Raw genomic sequence first — 16,568 nt, 5'->3', positions numbered from 1 at the left:
CAATCATTTCAGGGTTTTCATGGGGGAGCGCGCTCCCCCATGATCCCGACGTGAACCTTAAATCTCTATCTCAAATCTCACTCTCATCAGTAGGTCATGCCCGCCCCCACGGCGAACGTGGGATTGACGCTGTCGCTGGGCACGTCCTCGTACTGCGCGTTGACGGCGCCATCCGATGAGGGAATCTCCATGGGAAGCTTCGCCGTGCCGTATGCATAGCCGCTGATCTGGTTCGTATTAAAGACTACGTCCAGTACCGCCCGATCTATGGCGCCAAAGTCGACAAGAAGTCCATCAACACCACCCAGGCCGTCGGACCGGATGTTCGCGCTGTCGGAAACAGTCGGATAGCTTCCGGCCGTGCCAAGCGTTTCATCAAGCGTGGTGAGGCCCTTGACGAACGGCTCAACAATGCCGGGCCGGGTCATGTACATGACGACCACGATCTTTAAGTTCGAATTGCTCGCGGCGACCGCGATTCCGGCAGAATCCGTATAACCGTCACGGACACGGAGGGCGTCGATAATCTTGTTCCTGGCTGCCTGTCCTATCGCAAGGGTCGAATCGGTTGCAGTGCCGGAAAAAACCTTGTCGAAGGAAAGCGGAATGCCGGCATCAAGACCCATATATATGCCGGGACGAGCCGTTATCCTGATCACCGCGATATCAGCCGTCGCGAGAGAATCCGCGGCAACGACCGGGATCGAGCTCGCGGTGCCCGACGAAGCGTAATCGTATGCGCCCAGGAAATTGGACATGACATCGCTTCCGGTCAGGGTGAGACCGTCGGCGATACCGTCGTACCAAACCTCAACCTGATCATTTCCATTGGTATCGCAGATATACTCATTGGAAGAGTTCTTGCGTGAACCGCTGATAGGAAGATACTTGTCCCCGCCGCTCGCAAGGCTATGCTCCTTGTTGCGCAGGATCACGATGGCCTTTTTCTGTGCCTTGAAACCGGCGGTCGCGTTTTCCTCCGACCTGACGATAGTCGCCGCGGCATCGGAATCGACGTAGGGATTCTCGAAAATACCCACGGCGAAAGACAATTCAAGTATCTTTTGCGCGGCCTTGTCGAGATCGCTATCGGTAATTACCCCGGCGGTATACGCGGTTAACACCTTCGTATATGAATCCTGTCCCAACTGATGGCATCCCGCGTCAAGGAAGAGCTTGATACGCTCCGACTCGGTGGGGACTGTGCTCAACTGGTCGAGACCCCAATATTTGGAACCGATAACCCCCCAGTCCGAGGTTACCATGCCGTCAAAGCCCATCGCGTTCTTTAACAACCCGGTAATAATGCCGGGACAGTAGCTCGACGCAAACGGATGCGTTGCATAGTCCGTTAGGCCGGCGGTTCCCCAGGGATTATCCCTGAAGATGCTGTAGCAGGGCATTACGCATGCGACACCGGCATCGATTGCCGCCTGAAAAGACTCCAGGTGTGCCGCAAAGTTATTGCCGGGAAAAACATTGGTTCTGCCGGAAGTCGAGTGGCTGTCCATTCCATCTTCGTCCGGACCGGCGCCGGGGAAGTGCTTCATGGTGGCGGCGATCCCCTTCTTGAGGCCGCCCTCGTCCGTTGCCTGGAAGCCCTTGATAATCGCCACAGAATGAGCCGTAACGTCATCGACGACCTCTCCAAAGGTGTTCTGCACCCTTTGCCACCGAGGCTCGGACGCGACATCGCACATGGGACCAAGCTCCCAACGCAGACCCATGGCCATAAACTCCTTCCGGACCACCGCGCCAAACGCCTTAGTGAGGGCCGTGTCATTGATGGCGCCAAGTCCAAGCGGCATAGGCCACATCGACAACATTGTGGACGTGTTGGTCGAACCGTCGATGCCGTGTGACGGATCGGTGGTGATGATGAAAGGAATCCCCAACGACTGTGTTTCGCACAGCGTCTGGATATTATTGAGAAAAACCGCCAGGATCTGCGCCTTGGGCATGCCCGCGTTATTATCGCTGTCTACAGAAGACAGGCGAACAAGGCCCTGACGGACATGGCCGGTCACGATATTAGCCTGGGCCGTCGCGTTATACGAACCGTCGTCGGCAATGGTGCTTAAATATGAGGTTTCGCTCATAAGCCCGATTTTCTGCTGAGCCGACATCTTCGAAAGAAGGTCCGCCGCCCGCTCCTCGGCCGAAAGCCGCCAGTCCTCGTAGGGATCAAGCAAACCGTCGCCGCTGAGGTCCTTGAACTGCAAGCCGTCGACCGTGATGATCGTCTTGCTGCTTCCATCGCCGACCTGGATGACAGGCTGCTCGATGGAGCCTTTCTTGTCGTCATTTGACGACTTTGAGCATCCCGGGAAAATAAAGACTGAAACCATGAATACAATGAGGAAAAACGTTAAGAGCCTTTTCATGTAACCCTCCTTGCTAATTTCATCGAACGCTGTGCGCATCCTAATACAGCTTTCCCGTTTAAATCTCATAACTTGCTGATAGATCAGTTTTCGCTCATGCAAAAATACTGGTATCAGAAATCGCTCAACCACCATGAAGCGTCTTCTTTCGGTATTCAGTCGGGGTCACGCCCATGATTTTCCAAAACGCGCGGTTAAAGGTGCAGATATTCTCGAACCCAACGTCGAAGGCAATGCTCACGATAGTGTCTTTGGTGGAGGCGAGCTTACGCCCTGCTTCATCAACGCGCAGCCTATTGACGCGATCATTGATCTTCTCGCCCATATAAAGTTTGAAGTAGCGACCCAGGTTATCGGCATTAAGCTCCAGCATGACGGCAAGCCCCTCGCGGGAGATTGTGCGGTTATAGTTATTCTCTATATATTCGACAGCCTTATTAAGCTTCTCTTCGATGGAAGACGACACCGTCCAGTGTGTCGTGGGAGAAGCGCGGGATCCGTCAAGGTCGGCGAGTGAAGAAGGAGCCGCTTCGCCACTTTTTTTCAGAAATATGAACGCAATAGTCATGCAGACGGCAAGCGCGACAGTAAGCGCCGCCATCACGACGGGACGGGCGTTTCCGCTAATCATGGAAACCGACGCATCGGACTTAAAGCTAAAAAAGTCGATCTCAATTGTGCCGATAATCCAGCCTTCGCGTCGAATGTCTTTTTTCACGGTAAGCGTGGCGACATCCCGCGCTCCCTGCTCCCGATCGAGAAGCACGAACCCGCTCGTTTCCCTGATGACGATTCTCCGGATGTTGTCGCCTTTTAGGAAGGATTCAATACTGTTATTCAGCGCTTCAATGTTATAATCCCATATGTTCTCCATATTTGCTTCTACGATGAGGCCGGATATCCTGTGTGCGAGCTCTCGCTCCTCGAAATTAGTGAGAATGAGCGAGAGCGTGCCAAGTATCTGCCCGTTTTTTTCGATGCTTCTCGTCACAGGCAATTTCTCCATGCGACCCATCGGCCGCGCGAGGCTGACTACCTTGTTCCCGGCGCTGTCAGTAACACGCATCGAGACGATATCCCTGTTCGCAAAGAAAGACTCCATGCTCCTCGTTAGGGAAGGCATGTCGTAGTGTGCGAGGTTATCGGCACAGGCTGAGACGATGAGCTCGGCCAGGCGCTCCGTTTTCCAACCGGGAACCGGCATTCTCTGGGGATCGAGCGAAAGCAACATCACGCTACTGACCACGAAAGCCGAGAAAAGTGAGGCAAGCAAGAGTATCCTCAGACGGATTTCCACCCGCGGCAGGAGCCTCGGTAGTCCATTTATACAAAGGGATTCGGAAAAACTGACAAGGCCATTGCTTGCGATACCCCGCATATCGGCGCCATATCTCCCGCTCAATAGGATGATCCGCTTCGCTCCATACAATACGGAATCTTAATCGACTGGGGATATTTATGGCTTCGTTTACGCGGACTGTCTCATAAATGATTGATACATCAGATATAGCTTATGTGCGGTTCTTGATATCAGCAATTGCGAGGAGTATATCAACGGTGCCGCTTGCGATATTCGGACGGGGTTACGGATTTGACCTTCCAGAATGCACGGTTAAAAGTGCTGATATTCTCGAACCCGGCTTCGAACGCGATATTGAGTATTGTGGCGTCGGTTTCCGCCAGCATGTGCGCCGCTGCATCGACACGCAGCTTGGTCACGAAATCACTTAGCTTTTCACCGGTATAAAGCTTGAAATACCTTCCCAAGTTGTCCGGGTTGATCTCAAGCATGGAGGCAAGTCCCTCGCGCGAGATTTCACGATTAAAGTTAGCATTAATATAATCGATGGCCTTATTAAGCTTATCCTCGGTGGAGGCGGAAACCGACCAAGGCGCATGTGAAGGCGCGGTCTCGCCTTCTGATTCACTCATGCGAACAGAACCTATTTTTCCGCTCATCACTGCAAAAGCGAATGTCATGAGCACTCCGAGCACAACGGAAACCGCGGCCATGACGGCCAAGTGCTCCCTCCTTGACATCTCGTAAGTATAGTTGGTAAAAATGATTTCGATGGTGCCCAGGGCTTTGCCTTCGCGCCGCATATACTTGAATACCCGCAACTTCTCGCTTCCGATCGTAAACCTGTCGCGCTCAAACAGCACATGCCCGCTGGGTTCCCTGAGGGTTATCTTTTCAATGCTTTTATCCTTCAAAAAGGTTTCAATACTGTTGGTCAGGGCTTCCATATTGTAATCCCAGATATTATCGAGGTTCGAATCGATTATGAGATCGGCGAGCCGGTCCGTCCCCTCCCACATGGAATAATTAGTCAGGATGAGCGAAAGCGTGCCCATTTGCTGCCCGCCCTTCAGGATTTTCCTGGTGATCACCGTTTCCCGCGTCCCCTTTTCGGGGCGTGATAGATTAACCAATTCGATCGCGGAATTATCCAGTATCTTGAGCGAGGAGATATCGCGGTTCGAGAACAGGGATTCCATGCTTTTTTTAAGCGCGGGCACGTCGTAGCTTGAAAGATTATCGGTACCGGAGGTCATAATGATTTCGGCGATGCGCTCCGCTTTCTGTCCGAGCGCATCATCGGACCGCGCATCGGCGGTTAATATGTAGATGATGCTGGAAATAAAGGAAAGGAATAACAGAATTACCAGGGGTAGTAACACCCACCTTTCGATTCGCAAGAATCGCATCGTCATGCCTTTTTCTGAAAAGCCCCGTAAATTAAGCCCTGCTCAACTATCCAGTATACTACCCCCTTTTTGTCAAGGAAGAACCCTTTGCGTCCGGATACTCCTGCCTGGACATGCACCCTGTAATTCATTACTACCTCGTTGTAAACGCTGACACCATCGGCACGTAAGCCCTGGGCGCATTGTAGCGCTCGATCGGGAAGCCATCGAGCATTTTTAAGGCCGGAAGGTACGCGCGGAAGCTTTTCTGATTTCGTATCCCGTTTTCCAGGTTACCGCCGCGAAATCGTTCTTCCCTTCCCGGGGCGTCCTCCCCGTCCCGGATCATGAGCCGCCGTATACCCCATACTTTTTCACGGCCTGGAACATGGCGATGCAGTTTTCCGGGTTCACCCCGGGATGGAGCGAATTCGAGTCGCTGATAATGAGCCCCCCGCCCGCGGCCGCGTCGAGGATGGCCCGACGTACCGCTTCATCGACCTGGGCGACGGTGCCGCCGGGGAGAAGGTCCACACAGTCTATGTTCCCGATGAGACACAGCCGGTCGCCGCAATAGTCCTTCACCTTCTTGAGATCCATCCCCGCCTGCGGCTCCAGTGGGTTCAGACCGTCGTAGCCCGTGTCGATGAGTATATCCATGATGGGCCAGAGGTTCCCGTCGCTGTGTCGCACGACCTTCATCCCCTTCGCGTGCGCCGCCTCGACGAGCTTCCTGTTGTACGGGTTGACGAATTCCACGAAGTGCGCCGGCGATATGAGCGTGGAGCTTTTGTCCGCTATGTCGTCCTCGACGATCAACACGTGGGCGCCGGCCGCGGCCACAAGCTCGAGCTGGGCAAGGTTGTAGTCCAGCACCATCTTCGCGATCTCGTGGACGAACCCGGGGTCGTCGAACATCTTGATCATGAGGTTTTCCATCCCGGCGAGCCGCCACGACTTGACGAAGCTTCCGCGCATCATCCAGAAGAGCGCCTTCGCGTCGCCGAAACGGGCCTTTGCGAGCTCAAGGAGCGCGAGATGCTCCTTTTTCGGAACCGGCGGACGGTACCCGGCGAGGTCGGCCCTCTCCTTTACGGGGTAACCGCGCGGAACGGGGATGCCGTGCGCGCTGCGCACGTACACGACGCCGAAATCGTCGCGCACATGTTGTTCATCGACAGCCTGGGTGTCCCCGATCTCGAACGCGGTGAAGCCGTCGACCTCGTAATGCTCATGGATGAGGAACAGCGTGTCGAGGAGCTTCATCTTTTCGGCCGGCTGCATCTGCTGGAATTCCATGGGTTCGGGGAGGCCGTTGGTGATGTGCCTGCCGATGCCTATGATGGGTCCCTCGTTGATCCCGTGGATGTAGAGCGGCACCCTGTCCGCCTCGCGGATTTCGAGCGCGGCGATTATGCGTTCCCTGCCGTTCATATTCACCTCCCCGCATTTCCCATGCCCGCACCTGCCGGGGCGCAGGCGTCGTACGCCCCCGTAATCGTATCGGACACGGATGAATTACTGTCGTTCAAGGACGTGAATCGTCAAGCCAATAAGCGGATTCTCCGGATGCATCATGAAAAAAGGGATTTCATTTTAATTATATACCGGGTACGATGTGCGCGTAGTCGTATCGGACAATAATTCTTTACGCCCCGCATTCCGGGCAAGGGAGAAATCGATGGCACAATCCGGCACCGTTGCGGGCGCAAACCCTTCCCCGGGATACTCGTACTACGTGTTCACGCTGCTGTTTCTGCTATACATGTTCGATTACATCGACAGGCTGATCATCGTTTCGCTCTTTCCCTTCATCAAGGCCGAATGGGGAATAAGCGACGCGAGCTGCGGGCTGCTCGTCTCCGCCGTCTACTGGTCGATACTCCTGTTCACCTTCCCCGTGTCCATCCTGATAGACCGGTGGAGCAGGAAAAAAACCATAGGAATCATGGCGCTCCTGTGGAGCCTGGCGACGGCCGCCTGCGCCCTGGGCCGCAACTTTGGCCAGCTCTTCGCGGCGCGCACCGCGATCGGGATCGGCGAGGCCGGGTACGCGGCCGGCGGGACCGCCATGATATCCGCGCTCTTTCCGCTGGAAAAGCGCGCGCGCGTCCTGGGTCTCTGGAACGCATCGATCCCCCTGGGAGGCGCGCTGGGAATCGCGTTAGGCGGCATCATCGCCGAGCACTTCGGCTGGCGCCACGCCCTGGGACTGGTCGCCGTCCCCGGCATGTTCGTCGCGCTTTTGTTTTTTCGCGTCAGGGACTATAAAACGATCGAGCTCGTAACGACCAGGGGCACGGGGTCCGATACCGCCGTTCGCGCGAGGATGCGCCCCGGCGAGATCGCCGCGCATTTCATGAGGAGCAAATCGCTCATCTTCACCAATTTCGGGTTCGCCGCGAGCGTATTCGTGACGACGTCCATGATGAGCTGGCTCCCCTCGTATTTCCAGCGCACCGAGGGAATCCCCATGAGCCAGGCGGGAACCAAAAGCGGGCTCATCATGTTTCTCGCGATCCTGGGCGCCCCGCGGCGCGAATGCTCGTACCCGCGATAACGAGCGTGCTGACGGCGGTGATACTTTTTTCAGCCTTTGCCTTTTTCGAGGGAACGGCGCAGTATATCACGCTTCTCATGGTGGGAATAACCGCCGTCGCCTTCGTTCCGTCCGCGGTCGCCGTGACGCAGGACGTCGTCCATCCCGGTCTCAGGGCGATGTCGCTCAGCATCAACGTGATCGTCCAGCACGTCCTGGGAAGCGCCCTGGGGCCGGTGTTCGTGGGCGCGGTATCGGACCGCTACGATATCATCACGGCGCTTTCCGTGCTTCCCGCGTTCTCGATCCTGGCCGCGGTACTCTTTTTCATCGGCTCCTTTTATTACGAGGGCGACGCCGCGCGCGCCGAAAAGGTCGCGATCGAGCTCGAATGAAATTGTAGTGACGCAGCGCCGGCCGCGCTTTAATTGATGAAAGCATGAACATACTTGAATCACATATCGTCCCGGAGGGGGCAGGCGGGAGGCGGTTCAGCGATTATGCGTGCGAAATAATCCGGACCATTCCCTCGCGCAAGGGTATAAAGAACGCGATAAAGCGCGGGGACATACGTATCGACGGAAACGAATCGGGAACCGGCGCATGGATACAACCCGGCCAAAGGATCGAGCTCGTCGAATCCGATACGATAATTTCCAGGATATACCGCTTTCCGCTGGATGTGGTGCATGAAGACGATCACCTCGCGGTGATCAACAAGCCCGCCGGTATCGCGGTCAACGGCAACAGGTTCAAGTCCGTGGAGAACGCCCTCCCCGGTAACCTCAAGCCTTCTGCGGCGGCCGGCGCGCTGCGCCGCCCCCGCCCGGTCCACCGGCTGGACGCCTCCACCGGCGGTCTGCTCCTCATCGCGAAAACCTCGCGGGCGCTCGTGGCGCTGGGGCATCAATTCGAAAAACGCGAAATAACAAAACGCTACCGCGCGATCGTCATGGGGAGAACCCCGGAAAGGGGAAGTATCGACAGGCTACTGGAGGGACGCGAGGCATTGACGGAATATTGTACGCTCAGCCGCGTGCCGTCGCTGCGCAACGAATGGCTGTCGCTGCTGGATCTCGTTCCGCATACGGGAAGGACGCACCAGCTTAGAATCCACATGGCGGATGAGGGCTTCCCTATCCTGGGCGACGCGCTTTACGGGACGGCGGGGAACGTATTGAGAAGCAAGGGGCTCTTCCTATGGTCGGTCGAGGTGTCGTTCACCCATCCCGCGAGCGGGTTGCCGGTCGTGGTCAAGATCGACGAGCCGGTGAAATTCGACGCCGTTCTCGAGAGGGAACGGCGTCGGTGGGAGAAGTATCGGGACGCGTAAGCCGTGTCCTGCCGGCGATCATTCATCCGGGTAACGGCTCGAAATCGATTTGAAGTAATCGAAATTTTCGAGAAATATTTCAACGAGTTCCGGATCGAACTTCCGGCCGGCTAGTATTTTGATTTCGTTGAAGACGTCGTCCTGCGTCCAGGCGCTCTTGTACACGCGCCTGGAGGAGAGCGCGTCATACACGTCCGCCAGCGCGACGATACGGCCGTAAATTGGAATCTCTTCACCCTTTTTGGGAACGGGCTTTCCCTTTCCGTCGGTTTTCTCCGGCAGGCCGGTCCCAAGGTTGATATATCCCGGGTATCCTGTCCCATCCCAGTTCTCGTGGTGGTTGAGCGCCACCACGGTCGCCATTTCGTCGAATTCGGAATGCTTGTTTTTAAACAGCTGGGCGCCGATATACGTATGGCTTTTCATGATTTCGTATTCTTCCGGCGAGAGCTTTCCCGGCTTTTTCAGGATCAGGTCCGATATCCCCACCTTGCCGACATCGTGCAGCATGGCGGACATGCGCAGTATATCCTTGTTGTGATCGATCTCCTTCGGGGAAATATTTTTCCTGCCGGCCCAGCGTTCGTATATCTCTATCGCAAGCGTGGCGACCCTGTTTACATGGGGCCCCGTTTCCTTGGGATCGCGCAGTTCCGCCATGTTGATCATGCGCAGGATGAGGTCCCTGGTCATCTGGGCCCGCTGCAAAATCATGCTCGCCGCACTGGCGAAATGGAGCGCCAGGTGCTCGTCGCGGGAGTCGAAGCTCCCCACGTATTCGAAACCGTCGTCGATCCCTTTCCCTTCCTCGACCGTACGAAGGGAATTTATTATCTGCATTACCCCGAGAATTTCATTCCTGTTGTTCTTTAGCGGAATGGTCAGTATCGACTTGGTCACGTACCCGGATTTCTTATCGTTTGTTGGATCGAATTTATAGGGCGAGTCCCCGGATATTTTATACGCGTCCATAATGTTGAGAATTTCGCCCGTGATGGCGGCGTAGCCGGATATGGAATTTTTATTTATTCTGGTCCTGAATGTCGTGTATATAAGCTTTTGGCCCGGGGGCAGCTTGCGCTGCATCGAATCGGTCTGTACATGGCTGAATACCAACTCGTCCCCTTCCTTGATCTGGATGGATCCCGCATCGGCGTTGAGGAAGCTCCTCGCTTCGAGGAGTATTTTTTCCAGGAGCAAATCGAGATCCTGGGTCGTATTCAGCTCTTCGCTGAAATGAATGATTTCCTCTAATTGCTGGTTATTGTCGAGCTTCATTAATTTATAATCCCTGAAGAGGACGTCTCCCCATTGTTGATCCCCTGGAGTATCTGCCCCTTCAAACGGTCACCTCCCCGGAGAATGCCTCGGGCCGGCGTCCATTTCTCCCCTCGATTCTATATTACTGTAATGAAAAGTCAACGTATAATCAAGGGGAAAGTACAGGCTGCATGGCCTGCAATAGTCTCCCGGTCGTGGCGATTTTTACTTTAAAAACCTTTCCGCCTCGGAAGGTTCGATCCCCCGATTAACCTTCAGCATTTGCCCAACGAGCTTATCCTTCGATCCCTCCGCACCCAGGCGGTACGCACTGGTCATATGCTTATATCCGAACTTGTCCTCGCTTAAGGAGAAAACGGCAATATGCCATCCATAGGGATTCCCCGTTTTGCTCAACTTTCGCGTAAAGCTTCGCATGATAATATAGGTTTGCATCTGTAACAGCGCAATCGTTTGTTCGAAGCCCGTGCGGCCGTTTTTAGAAAAACCCGCCATGGATTTCATGCGATACGATTCGATCAGGGGCTGTTTTTCGAAGAGGTCCATTATGGCCTTACTTTTTTGCGAAGCCTTGCCGACCTCGTAACGCGTATCGAAGTCATAGCCGTCGCGCCTGTACGACGCGAAGTACGGCACCCACTCCTTCGACACGAATCCCGCCCTGCCCCTGAATATCTTGCAATAGGCTATATCCGGCTCCTCGGCAAGGAACATGCGCCATGCCCATGGATCGGACCGCTCGTCTCCGGTCCACCAGTACAGGCCGCTCGTGACGTCCATGACGGAATAACCGTCTATTTCATTACTGAAAAACGGAAGGAAGCCTGTCGTCAAGATGAGATCCCTGAGCTCGCGCCGGGTCCTGATTCTGGTGCGTTTCATACGGTATTACTAAATAATAGTTTTTAAAACGGATTTTCATTCAAAACCAGCCAATAAAGCCCGATTTGTTTTACTACATCAGCGAACTGATGGAAGTCCACAGGTTTGCGGATATAACTGTTTGCTCCATAACTATAAGCTTTTTCAAGATCCTGTTCTTCATTCGATGTTGTAAGTATTACGACGGGGACGAGTTTCGTCCGTTCATCTTTACGGATATTCTGAATCACTTCCAATCCATCCATTCTCGGCAGCTTGAGGTCCAGGAGCACTACCTGAGGCTGTTCCCTTGTATTACGGCCTTCATATTTACCTGTCCCGAAAAGATAGTCCAAGGCCTCCACCCCGTCTTCAGCAGTGATTACATCATTAAGTATTCTGCTTTTTTCAAGAGCGCGGAGTGTGAGCTGCACATCATCCGGATTGTCTTCTACCAGAAGAATAACTTTATTATTCATTTTTATACTCCAGAAATAAAGTTTTTATTACAATGTAAAGTATACCGTTGTACCCTTATTTATTCCGCTTTCGAACCACACCTGACCTCCATGACGGTTAATGATACGTTTAACAGTCGCAAGACCTATACCTGTTCCAGGGTAATCCTCGGTCTTATGCAGCCGCTGGAAAGGATTAAACAGCTTTCCTGCATGGGCCATGTCGAACCCCACGCCATTATCTCTCACGAAAAATACCCTTGCATTCTCCCTGTACGTTTCACCGAATTCTATTACGATTCGATTGCATTTTTCACTGAATTTCCAGGCATTGGATAATAAATTCTCAAGTGCAATATTGAGAAGCCTGCTGTCGCATTCGGATATCAGATTGTCAGGTATGATAAACTCTGTAGAACGTTCCGGGTATTGGCTGATTAAGTAAGCAGCGATTCCTTTTACTATTGTACTTAAATTGACGCTTTCACGGTTTATTCCACTTCGGTTTACATGCGACAGCTTGAGAAGATCGTCTATGAGGCTCCCCATCCGTATTGTAGCGTTCCGTACGCGGTTAAGGTAATCTTTGCCTTTTTCGTCAAGCTTGTCCGCATAGTCTTCGAGAATAGCAAGGCTGAATCCTTCGATGCTTCTCAGGGGAGAGCGCAGGTCGTGTGAGACAGAATAGCTGAAAGTCTCAAGTTCCCGGTTGGCTGTTTCAGCGGTCTCTTTTGCAATACGCAGGGACTCAACTGTCTCCTGAAGTTCGCGGTTGGCAGTCTCGGTTTTTGTCCTCTCGGCGTTAAAATCATCGAGAAGATTCAACATTGCCCGCTGTGTTCCCTCAAGTCGTTCCTTCTCTACAGAAAAATCATCAAGAATATTTAATGCTGCTTTCTGTGTTCCTTCAAGTCGTTCCTTTTCTACAGAAAAATCCTCAAGTATATTTATAGCAGCCCGCTGTGTTCTTTCAAGTCGTTCCTTCTCTACGGAAAAATCCTCAAGTATATTCAGTAACGCAGTTGAATAGTCAGCGATTTTCGTTGAAGCCGGGTTATGTTGTATTGCATGTCCGGTTTTAACACTCATTATTTGTCCCTCACATTCAAACTGCCGGGCGAATAGAATTAATCTCTTTTTTCAGCTCTTCTATCTCTTTTTTTAATTCAATCATTTTAAGCTCCCTGCCCACAGTGAGTTTCTGGAATCTCTCCAGCTCGGCGATTTTTTCCAGCTCCCGTGTCCGCTGTTCTTCTCTCGCGCGCTGTTCAGCAATTCTGGATTCCGCTTCCTTCTGGGCAGTAACATCCCGGGCGGAAGCGAATACGCCTAATACCTTCCCTTGAGTATCCCGGTAAACAGAGGCATTGTAGAGAACGTCTGTAAGGCTGCCGTCTTTACGCCTGATGCTCAAGGGATAGTCGGTAACCGATCCCCTGGCAAATACCTGCTGGTATCCGTCACGGGCCCTGTCCGGTTCCGTAAAATAATCCGAAAAGTCCGTGCCTATCAGGTTCTCGCGCGGAACGCCTGTTACCTTTATCGTTGCCTCGTTGACGTCGGTAATTTTCCCTTCCGGGTTGATTGTTACCAGGGGGTCAAGGGATGCTTCTATCAGGCTCCTGGCATACTGGGCTGCCTGCAGTAATTGCTTGTCAGATTCTTTCTTATCCGAAATGTCATTGCTCATAAGCAGATAACCGATCGGATTCCCGGAAGCATCATTTCTGCGTGTAACAACAACGCTCGCTACAAAACGTGAACCATTCTTCCTGACCCGCAGGTACTCCCCCTCAACAAGGCCTTTTTCATAGGCTGTGTCAAGCATCCTGTCGACAGCCCCGGACTTGATATCCTCCGGCGTATGAAGTATGCCGGAGTCCAGGCCTATAATCTCTTCCGCCTCATATCCGTAATTTCTGCGCGCGCCCTCGTTCCACGAGAGAATCTTGCGGTTAAGGTCTTTACCGATAACCGAGTATTTGGTAGAACTCTCCAGGATGTTATTCAGAAATATTTTCGTCTCGGAAAATTCCCGCATAATGCGTTTGGATTCTGTAACATCCCGGGCCGCAGCGAACACACCCAAAACCTTACCTTCGATGTCGCGGTAAACAGACGCGTTATAGAGAACATCGGTTAGCCTTCCGTCTTTATGCCTTATTGTAAGTGGGTAGTCGGTTACTGCGCCTTTTGCAAAAACCTGTTTGTATCCCTCACGCGCCTTGACCGGCTCGGTAAAGTAATCCGAAAAGTCTGTGCCGATCAGCCGGTCGCGCGGAATTCCTGTTACATTAACCGTAGCCTCGTTGACATCAGTTATCTTTCCTTCGGGGCTGATCGTTACAAGAGGGTCAAGAGAGGCCTCTATTAGGCTTCTCGCATACTGCGACGCCTGCTTCTGTTCTGTAACATCCCGCGCTGCAGCAAACACGCCAAGAACTTTCCCCTCGATGTCGCGGTAAACAGACGCGTTATAGAGAACATCTGTCAAGCGACCGTCTTTATGTCTTATGGTGAGAGCATAGTCTGTAACGGAACCCATGGCAAAGACCTGCTGGTATCCCTCGCGCGCCTTGACTGGCTCGGTAAAGTAATCCGAAAAGTCTGTGCCGATCAGCCTGTCGCGCAGAATTCCTGTTACATTAACCGTTGCCTCGTTGACATCGGTTATCTTTCCTTCGGGGCTGATCGTTACCAGGGGATCAAGGGATGCCTCGATAAGGCTTCGGGCATACTGCGACGCCTGTTTCTGCGCGGTAACGTCCCGGGCTGCAGCAAACACGCCAAGAACTTTGCCTTCTATGTCGCGGTAAACAGACGCGTTATAGAGAACATCGGTTAACCTTCCGTCTTTATGCCTTATTGTAAGTGGGTAGTCGGTTACTGCGCCTTTTGCAAAAACCTGTTTGTACCCCTCGCGCGCCTTGTCCGGCTCGGTAAAGTAATTCGAAAAGTCCGTTCCTATCAGCCTGTCGCGGGATATGCCTGTTACTGATATCGTCGCCTCATTGACATCCGTAATTTTCCCTTCGGGGCTTATGGTGACCAGGGGGTCAAGGGATGCCTCAATGAGGCTTCTCGCGTACTGCGATGCCTGTTTCTGCGCATCTTCCGTAAGAATTTTGGATGGTTTCAGTTTTGAATCGGAATCGTTTTTGTTCTTCACATTAACCCTCTCCTTTTCAAATTGCCATGGGGTCATAATCCCGTTGAGTTCATTAAAACGAAATGGGTATTGTAGCATCCCAAGCGCGCCCGTGCCTGAAAGCCCGTCCCTGATTGAAACGGCGTCATGCCCAGAAGATTAGCTTTAAAGATTAAATACTATTCTGGTTTAAATTCAAGTGAAATCTTTGTACCTTTCTCGCTTTGTATCCGGATAGTACCGTCCAGATCTTTAAGCAAAAACTTGACCATCCGAAGACCAAAACTTGTTATATTTTCGAAATCAATTGAATTATCAATACCGATTCCATCATCTTGAATAATCAGGCTGGCTTTAGTGCCCGTCATTGACGCAGATATTGTAATTAACCCCCTGTCCCTGCCTTTAAAAGCGTATTTCATTATATTGGTTATAAGCTCATTGATTATTAATCCGAGAGTCTGTATTTTTTCCGTTTTTACCTCGAAATCACTTATGCGCTTTATAACCTTGACTATTTTGCCGTTTGGAAAGTTCGATATAATTTCGTCCACAAGAGATGATAAATAGCTCATGACTGATATTTTTTTAAAATCATACGCCTGATAAAAATCGTAGGACCGGTATAACTTGTCATACAAGACCATCATACTCAGAACACGGTTCCCGGCATCCTCAAGGGCCAAGACAGCCGGCTGTTCTTTCAAGGTATCGGCCTGAAGATGAAGAAGGGAATAAATTACATTCATATTGTTCTTGATACGATGGTGTACTTCTTTTAGAATAATATCTTTTTCCTTGAGAAGCTGCTGGATTTCTTTTTCAGCCTTTTTGCGTTCAGAAACATCTCGAATTATCATACTTGTCCTGATGTTTCCATAACTATCCTTGAATCTGGAAATAGAAACCTCCCCGGGAAAACTTTCCCCGCTTTTACGAATATAGGTTAGTTCGCCATGAAATCTTCCAGTTCTATTGCCCTCTTCCAATGCGGCCGCTAATTCCGAATCGGAATTATTAACTATTCCGTTTAGTCCGATCTGTTTTATCTCATGTTCTGATCGTTTAAACATACGGCATGCGGATTCATTAACTTTATAAACAGACCCATCAAGGGATGTGAGAAGAATTGCATCGTTAGATGAATCAAAAACCAAACGATATCGCTCTTCGCTTTCGCGCAGTGCCTCGCGGTGAGAAGAGCGCTTGATAGTAGACAGAATTGCAACCCTGAGCATCTCGGGACTTATCTCGTTTTTAATGAGGTAATCGTCTGCGCCGACACGGATTACATCCGCTGCAATATGTTCATTGCCCTGACCGGTTATAATGATAATCGGGGTGATTTCATCAGTTTTACGGATTTCACTTACTACGTCAAACGCGGTACATTCTCCAAGCATGTAATCCACCAGGAGCAGGCTATATCCATTGCCGGTAAATTTTTCCCTGCTTTCAGTCCAGCTTGTATCGGAATCTATTTCAAAATTATAATCAACTATTGACTGGAAATGTCTTCTTATGAGAATAATATCATCTGGTGAATCATCAATTATCAGAATTTTAATTGTTCCCAAATCAAACTCCTGTTTAAAAATGACGGATACTCATAGTGTAGATCACACTTGATTTAATCATAATCATACAGAAACCGCGACCTTGACAAGAAGAAAGTCTCCGGGCATAAACCCGCTTCCCGGAGGTGTGCTTTTCAAAGATATTGTTTTTCCCGGAAAAAAGCTCCTGCACTGGAGGCTTTTACTCCGGTGGGATTGTCGCATTGGGGAGGGCGGTCGTACAGGGGCATTCCCATTCTCCCTCGTGGCCCCCACTCTCCCCGCTCCTCAGCGGAGGGCCTGACGCCCGAACTCGCCTC

13 protein-coding genes are annotated in these 16,568 nt (G+C 51.9%); 3 read left to right on the top strand and 10 right to left on the bottom strand.

Going from position 1 to position 16,568, the window contains the following annotated elements; genetic code table 11:
- Positions 1 to 86: 86 nt before the first annotated feature.
- From EPN93_09825 to EPN93_09810, 4 genes are all read right to left on the bottom strand, one after another.
- On the bottom strand, positions 87 to 2,519 hold the full coding sequence (locus EPN93_09825; GenBank protein ID TAL35744.1) for a glycoside hydrolase family 3 protein: 2,433 nt from the start codon (positions 2,517 to 2,519) through the stop codon (positions 87 to 89).
- Positions 2,509 to 3,762, bottom strand: coding sequence for an AraC family transcriptional regulator (locus EPN93_09820; GenBank protein TAL35743.1), 1,254 nt, complete (start codon positions 3,760 to 3,762; stop codon positions 2,509 to 2,511). Before EPN93_09820 ends, EPN93_09825 begins: the two co-directional genes overlap by 11 nt.
- Before the next feature lie 173 nt (positions 3,763 to 3,935).
- Positions 3,936 to 5,099 carry an AraC family transcriptional regulator gene (locus tag EPN93_09815; GenBank protein TAL35742.1) on the bottom strand — a complete coding sequence of 388 codons (1,164 nt, stop codon included), beginning with the start codon at positions 5,097 to 5,099 and terminating at the stop codon, positions 3,936 to 3,938.
- A gap of 318 nt (positions 5,100 to 5,417) precedes the next feature.
- The gene (locus EPN93_09810) at positions 5,418 to 6,506 is read right to left on the bottom strand and encodes a hypothetical protein (protein ID TAL35741.1); all 1,089 of its coding nucleotides are present in this window, start codon (positions 6,504 to 6,506) and stop codon (positions 5,418 to 5,420) included.
- A 247-nt stretch (positions 6,507 to 6,753) separates the two neighbouring features.
- Here EPN93_09810 and EPN93_09805 point away from each other — a divergent pair, with 247 nt between their 5' ends.
- Genes EPN93_09805 through EPN93_09795 form a run of 3 tightly spaced genes read left to right on the top strand, consistent with a single transcriptional unit; the run spans position 6,754 to position 8,944 of the window.
- Complete coding sequence (locus EPN93_09805) at positions 6,754 to 7,632, top strand: MFS transporter (protein TAL35740.1); 879 nt, start codon at positions 6,754 to 6,756, stop codon at positions 7,630 to 7,632.
- Entirely contained in the window at positions 7,614 to 8,006 is a 393-nt protein-coding gene (locus EPN93_09800) for a hypothetical protein (GenBank protein ID TAL35739.1), read from the top strand. Before EPN93_09805 ends, EPN93_09800 begins: the two co-directional genes overlap by 19 nt.
- Before the next feature lie 44 nt (positions 8,007 to 8,050).
- Positions 8,051 to 8,944 (top strand): RluA family pseudouridine synthase, encoded by an 894-nt coding sequence (locus EPN93_09795; protein TAL35738.1) that lies wholly within the window; start codon positions 8,051 to 8,053, stop codon positions 8,942 to 8,944.
- A gap of 18 nt (positions 8,945 to 8,962) precedes the next feature.
- On the opposite strand, the gene EPN93_09790 is transcribed toward EPN93_09795, so the two are convergent.
- The 6 genes from EPN93_09790 to EPN93_09765 all read right to left on the bottom strand — a co-directional run bounded on the left by EPN93_09790 (position 8,963) and on the right by EPN93_09765 (position 16,269).
- The gene (locus EPN93_09790; GenBank protein ID TAL35737.1) at positions 8,963 to 10,222 is read right to left on the bottom strand and encodes an HD domain-containing protein; all 1,260 of its coding nucleotides are present in this window, start codon (positions 10,220 to 10,222) and stop codon (positions 8,963 to 8,965) included.
- A gap of 207 nt (positions 10,223 to 10,429) precedes the next feature.
- Complete coding sequence (locus EPN93_09785) at positions 10,430 to 11,107, bottom strand: hypothetical protein (protein ID TAL35736.1); 678 nt, start codon at positions 11,105 to 11,107, stop codon at positions 10,430 to 10,432.
- A gap of 23 nt (positions 11,108 to 11,130) precedes the next feature.
- On the bottom strand, positions 11,131 to 11,565 hold the full coding sequence (locus tag EPN93_09780; GenBank protein TAL35735.1) for a response regulator: 435 nt from the start codon (positions 11,563 to 11,565) through the stop codon (positions 11,131 to 11,133).
- 27 nt (positions 11,566 to 11,592) lie between these two features.
- Positions 11,593 to 12,633 (bottom strand): hypothetical protein, encoded by a 1,041-nt coding sequence (locus tag EPN93_09775; protein TAL35734.1) that lies wholly within the window; start codon positions 12,631 to 12,633, stop codon positions 11,593 to 11,595.
- 16 nt (positions 12,634 to 12,649) lie between these two features.
- Positions 12,650 to 14,791 carry a PAS domain S-box protein gene (locus EPN93_09770; GenBank protein ID TAL35733.1) on the bottom strand — a complete coding sequence of 714 codons (2,142 nt, stop codon included), beginning with the start codon at positions 14,789 to 14,791 and terminating at the stop codon, positions 12,650 to 12,652.
- Between the two features lie 80 nt (positions 14,792 to 14,871).
- A complete protein-coding gene (locus EPN93_09765) occupies positions 14,872 to 16,269 on the bottom strand; it encodes a PAS domain S-box protein (GenBank protein TAL35732.1) in 1,398 nt (465 codons plus the stop codon).
- Positions 16,270 to 16,568: the final 299 nt, after the last annotated feature.

This window comes from Spirochaetota bacterium, assembly GCA_004297825.1.
Lineage (GTDB): Bacteria > Spirochaetota > UBA4802 > UBA4802 > UBA5368 > FW300-bin19.
The sequence above is the reverse complement of the archived record's forward strand: the minus strand, read 5'-3'. Positions and strand labels throughout refer to the sequence as shown.

Coding starts and splice junctions, on each gene's coding strand:
- EPN93_09775 (TAL35734.1), bottom strand. CDS start 12,633: ATGAGTGTTAAAACCGGACATGCAATACAACATAACCCGGCTTCAACG.
- EPN93_09805 (TAL35740.1), top strand. CDS start 6,754: ATGGCACAATCCGGCACCGTTGCGGGCGCAAACCCTTCCCCGGGATAC.
- EPN93_09790 (TAL35737.1), bottom strand. CDS start 10,222: ATGAAGCTCGACAATAACCAGCAATTAGAGGAAATCATTCATTTCAGC.
- EPN93_09820 (TAL35743.1), bottom strand. CDS start 3,762: ATGCGGGGTATCGCAAGCAATGGCCTTGTCAGTTTTTCCGAATCCCTT.
- EPN93_09780 (TAL35735.1), bottom strand. CDS start 11,565: ATGAATAATAAAGTTATTCTTCTGGTAGAAGACAATCCGGATGATGTG.
- EPN93_09800 (TAL35739.1), top strand. CDS start 7,614: ATGCTCGTACCCGCGATAACGAGCGTGCTGACGGCGGTGATACTTTTT.
- EPN93_09810 (TAL35741.1), bottom strand. CDS start 6,506: ATGAACGGCAGGGAACGCATAATCGCCGCGCTCGAAATCCGCGAGGCG.
- EPN93_09815 (TAL35742.1), bottom strand. CDS start 5,099: ATGACGATGCGATTCTTGCGAATCGAAAGGTGGGTGTTACTACCCCTG.
- EPN93_09825 (TAL35744.1), bottom strand. CDS start 2,519: ATGGTGGTTGAGCGATTTCTGATACCAGTATTTTTGCATGAGCGAAAA.
- EPN93_09795 (TAL35738.1), top strand. CDS start 8,051: ATGAACATACTTGAATCACATATCGTCCCGGAGGGGGCAGGCGGGAGG.
- EPN93_09770 (TAL35733.1), bottom strand. CDS start 14,791: ATGCTACAATACCCATTTCGTTTTAATGAACTCAACGGGATTATGACC.
- EPN93_09785 (TAL35736.1), bottom strand. CDS start 11,107: ATGAAACGCACCAGAATCAGGACCCGGCGCGAGCTCAGGGATCTCATC.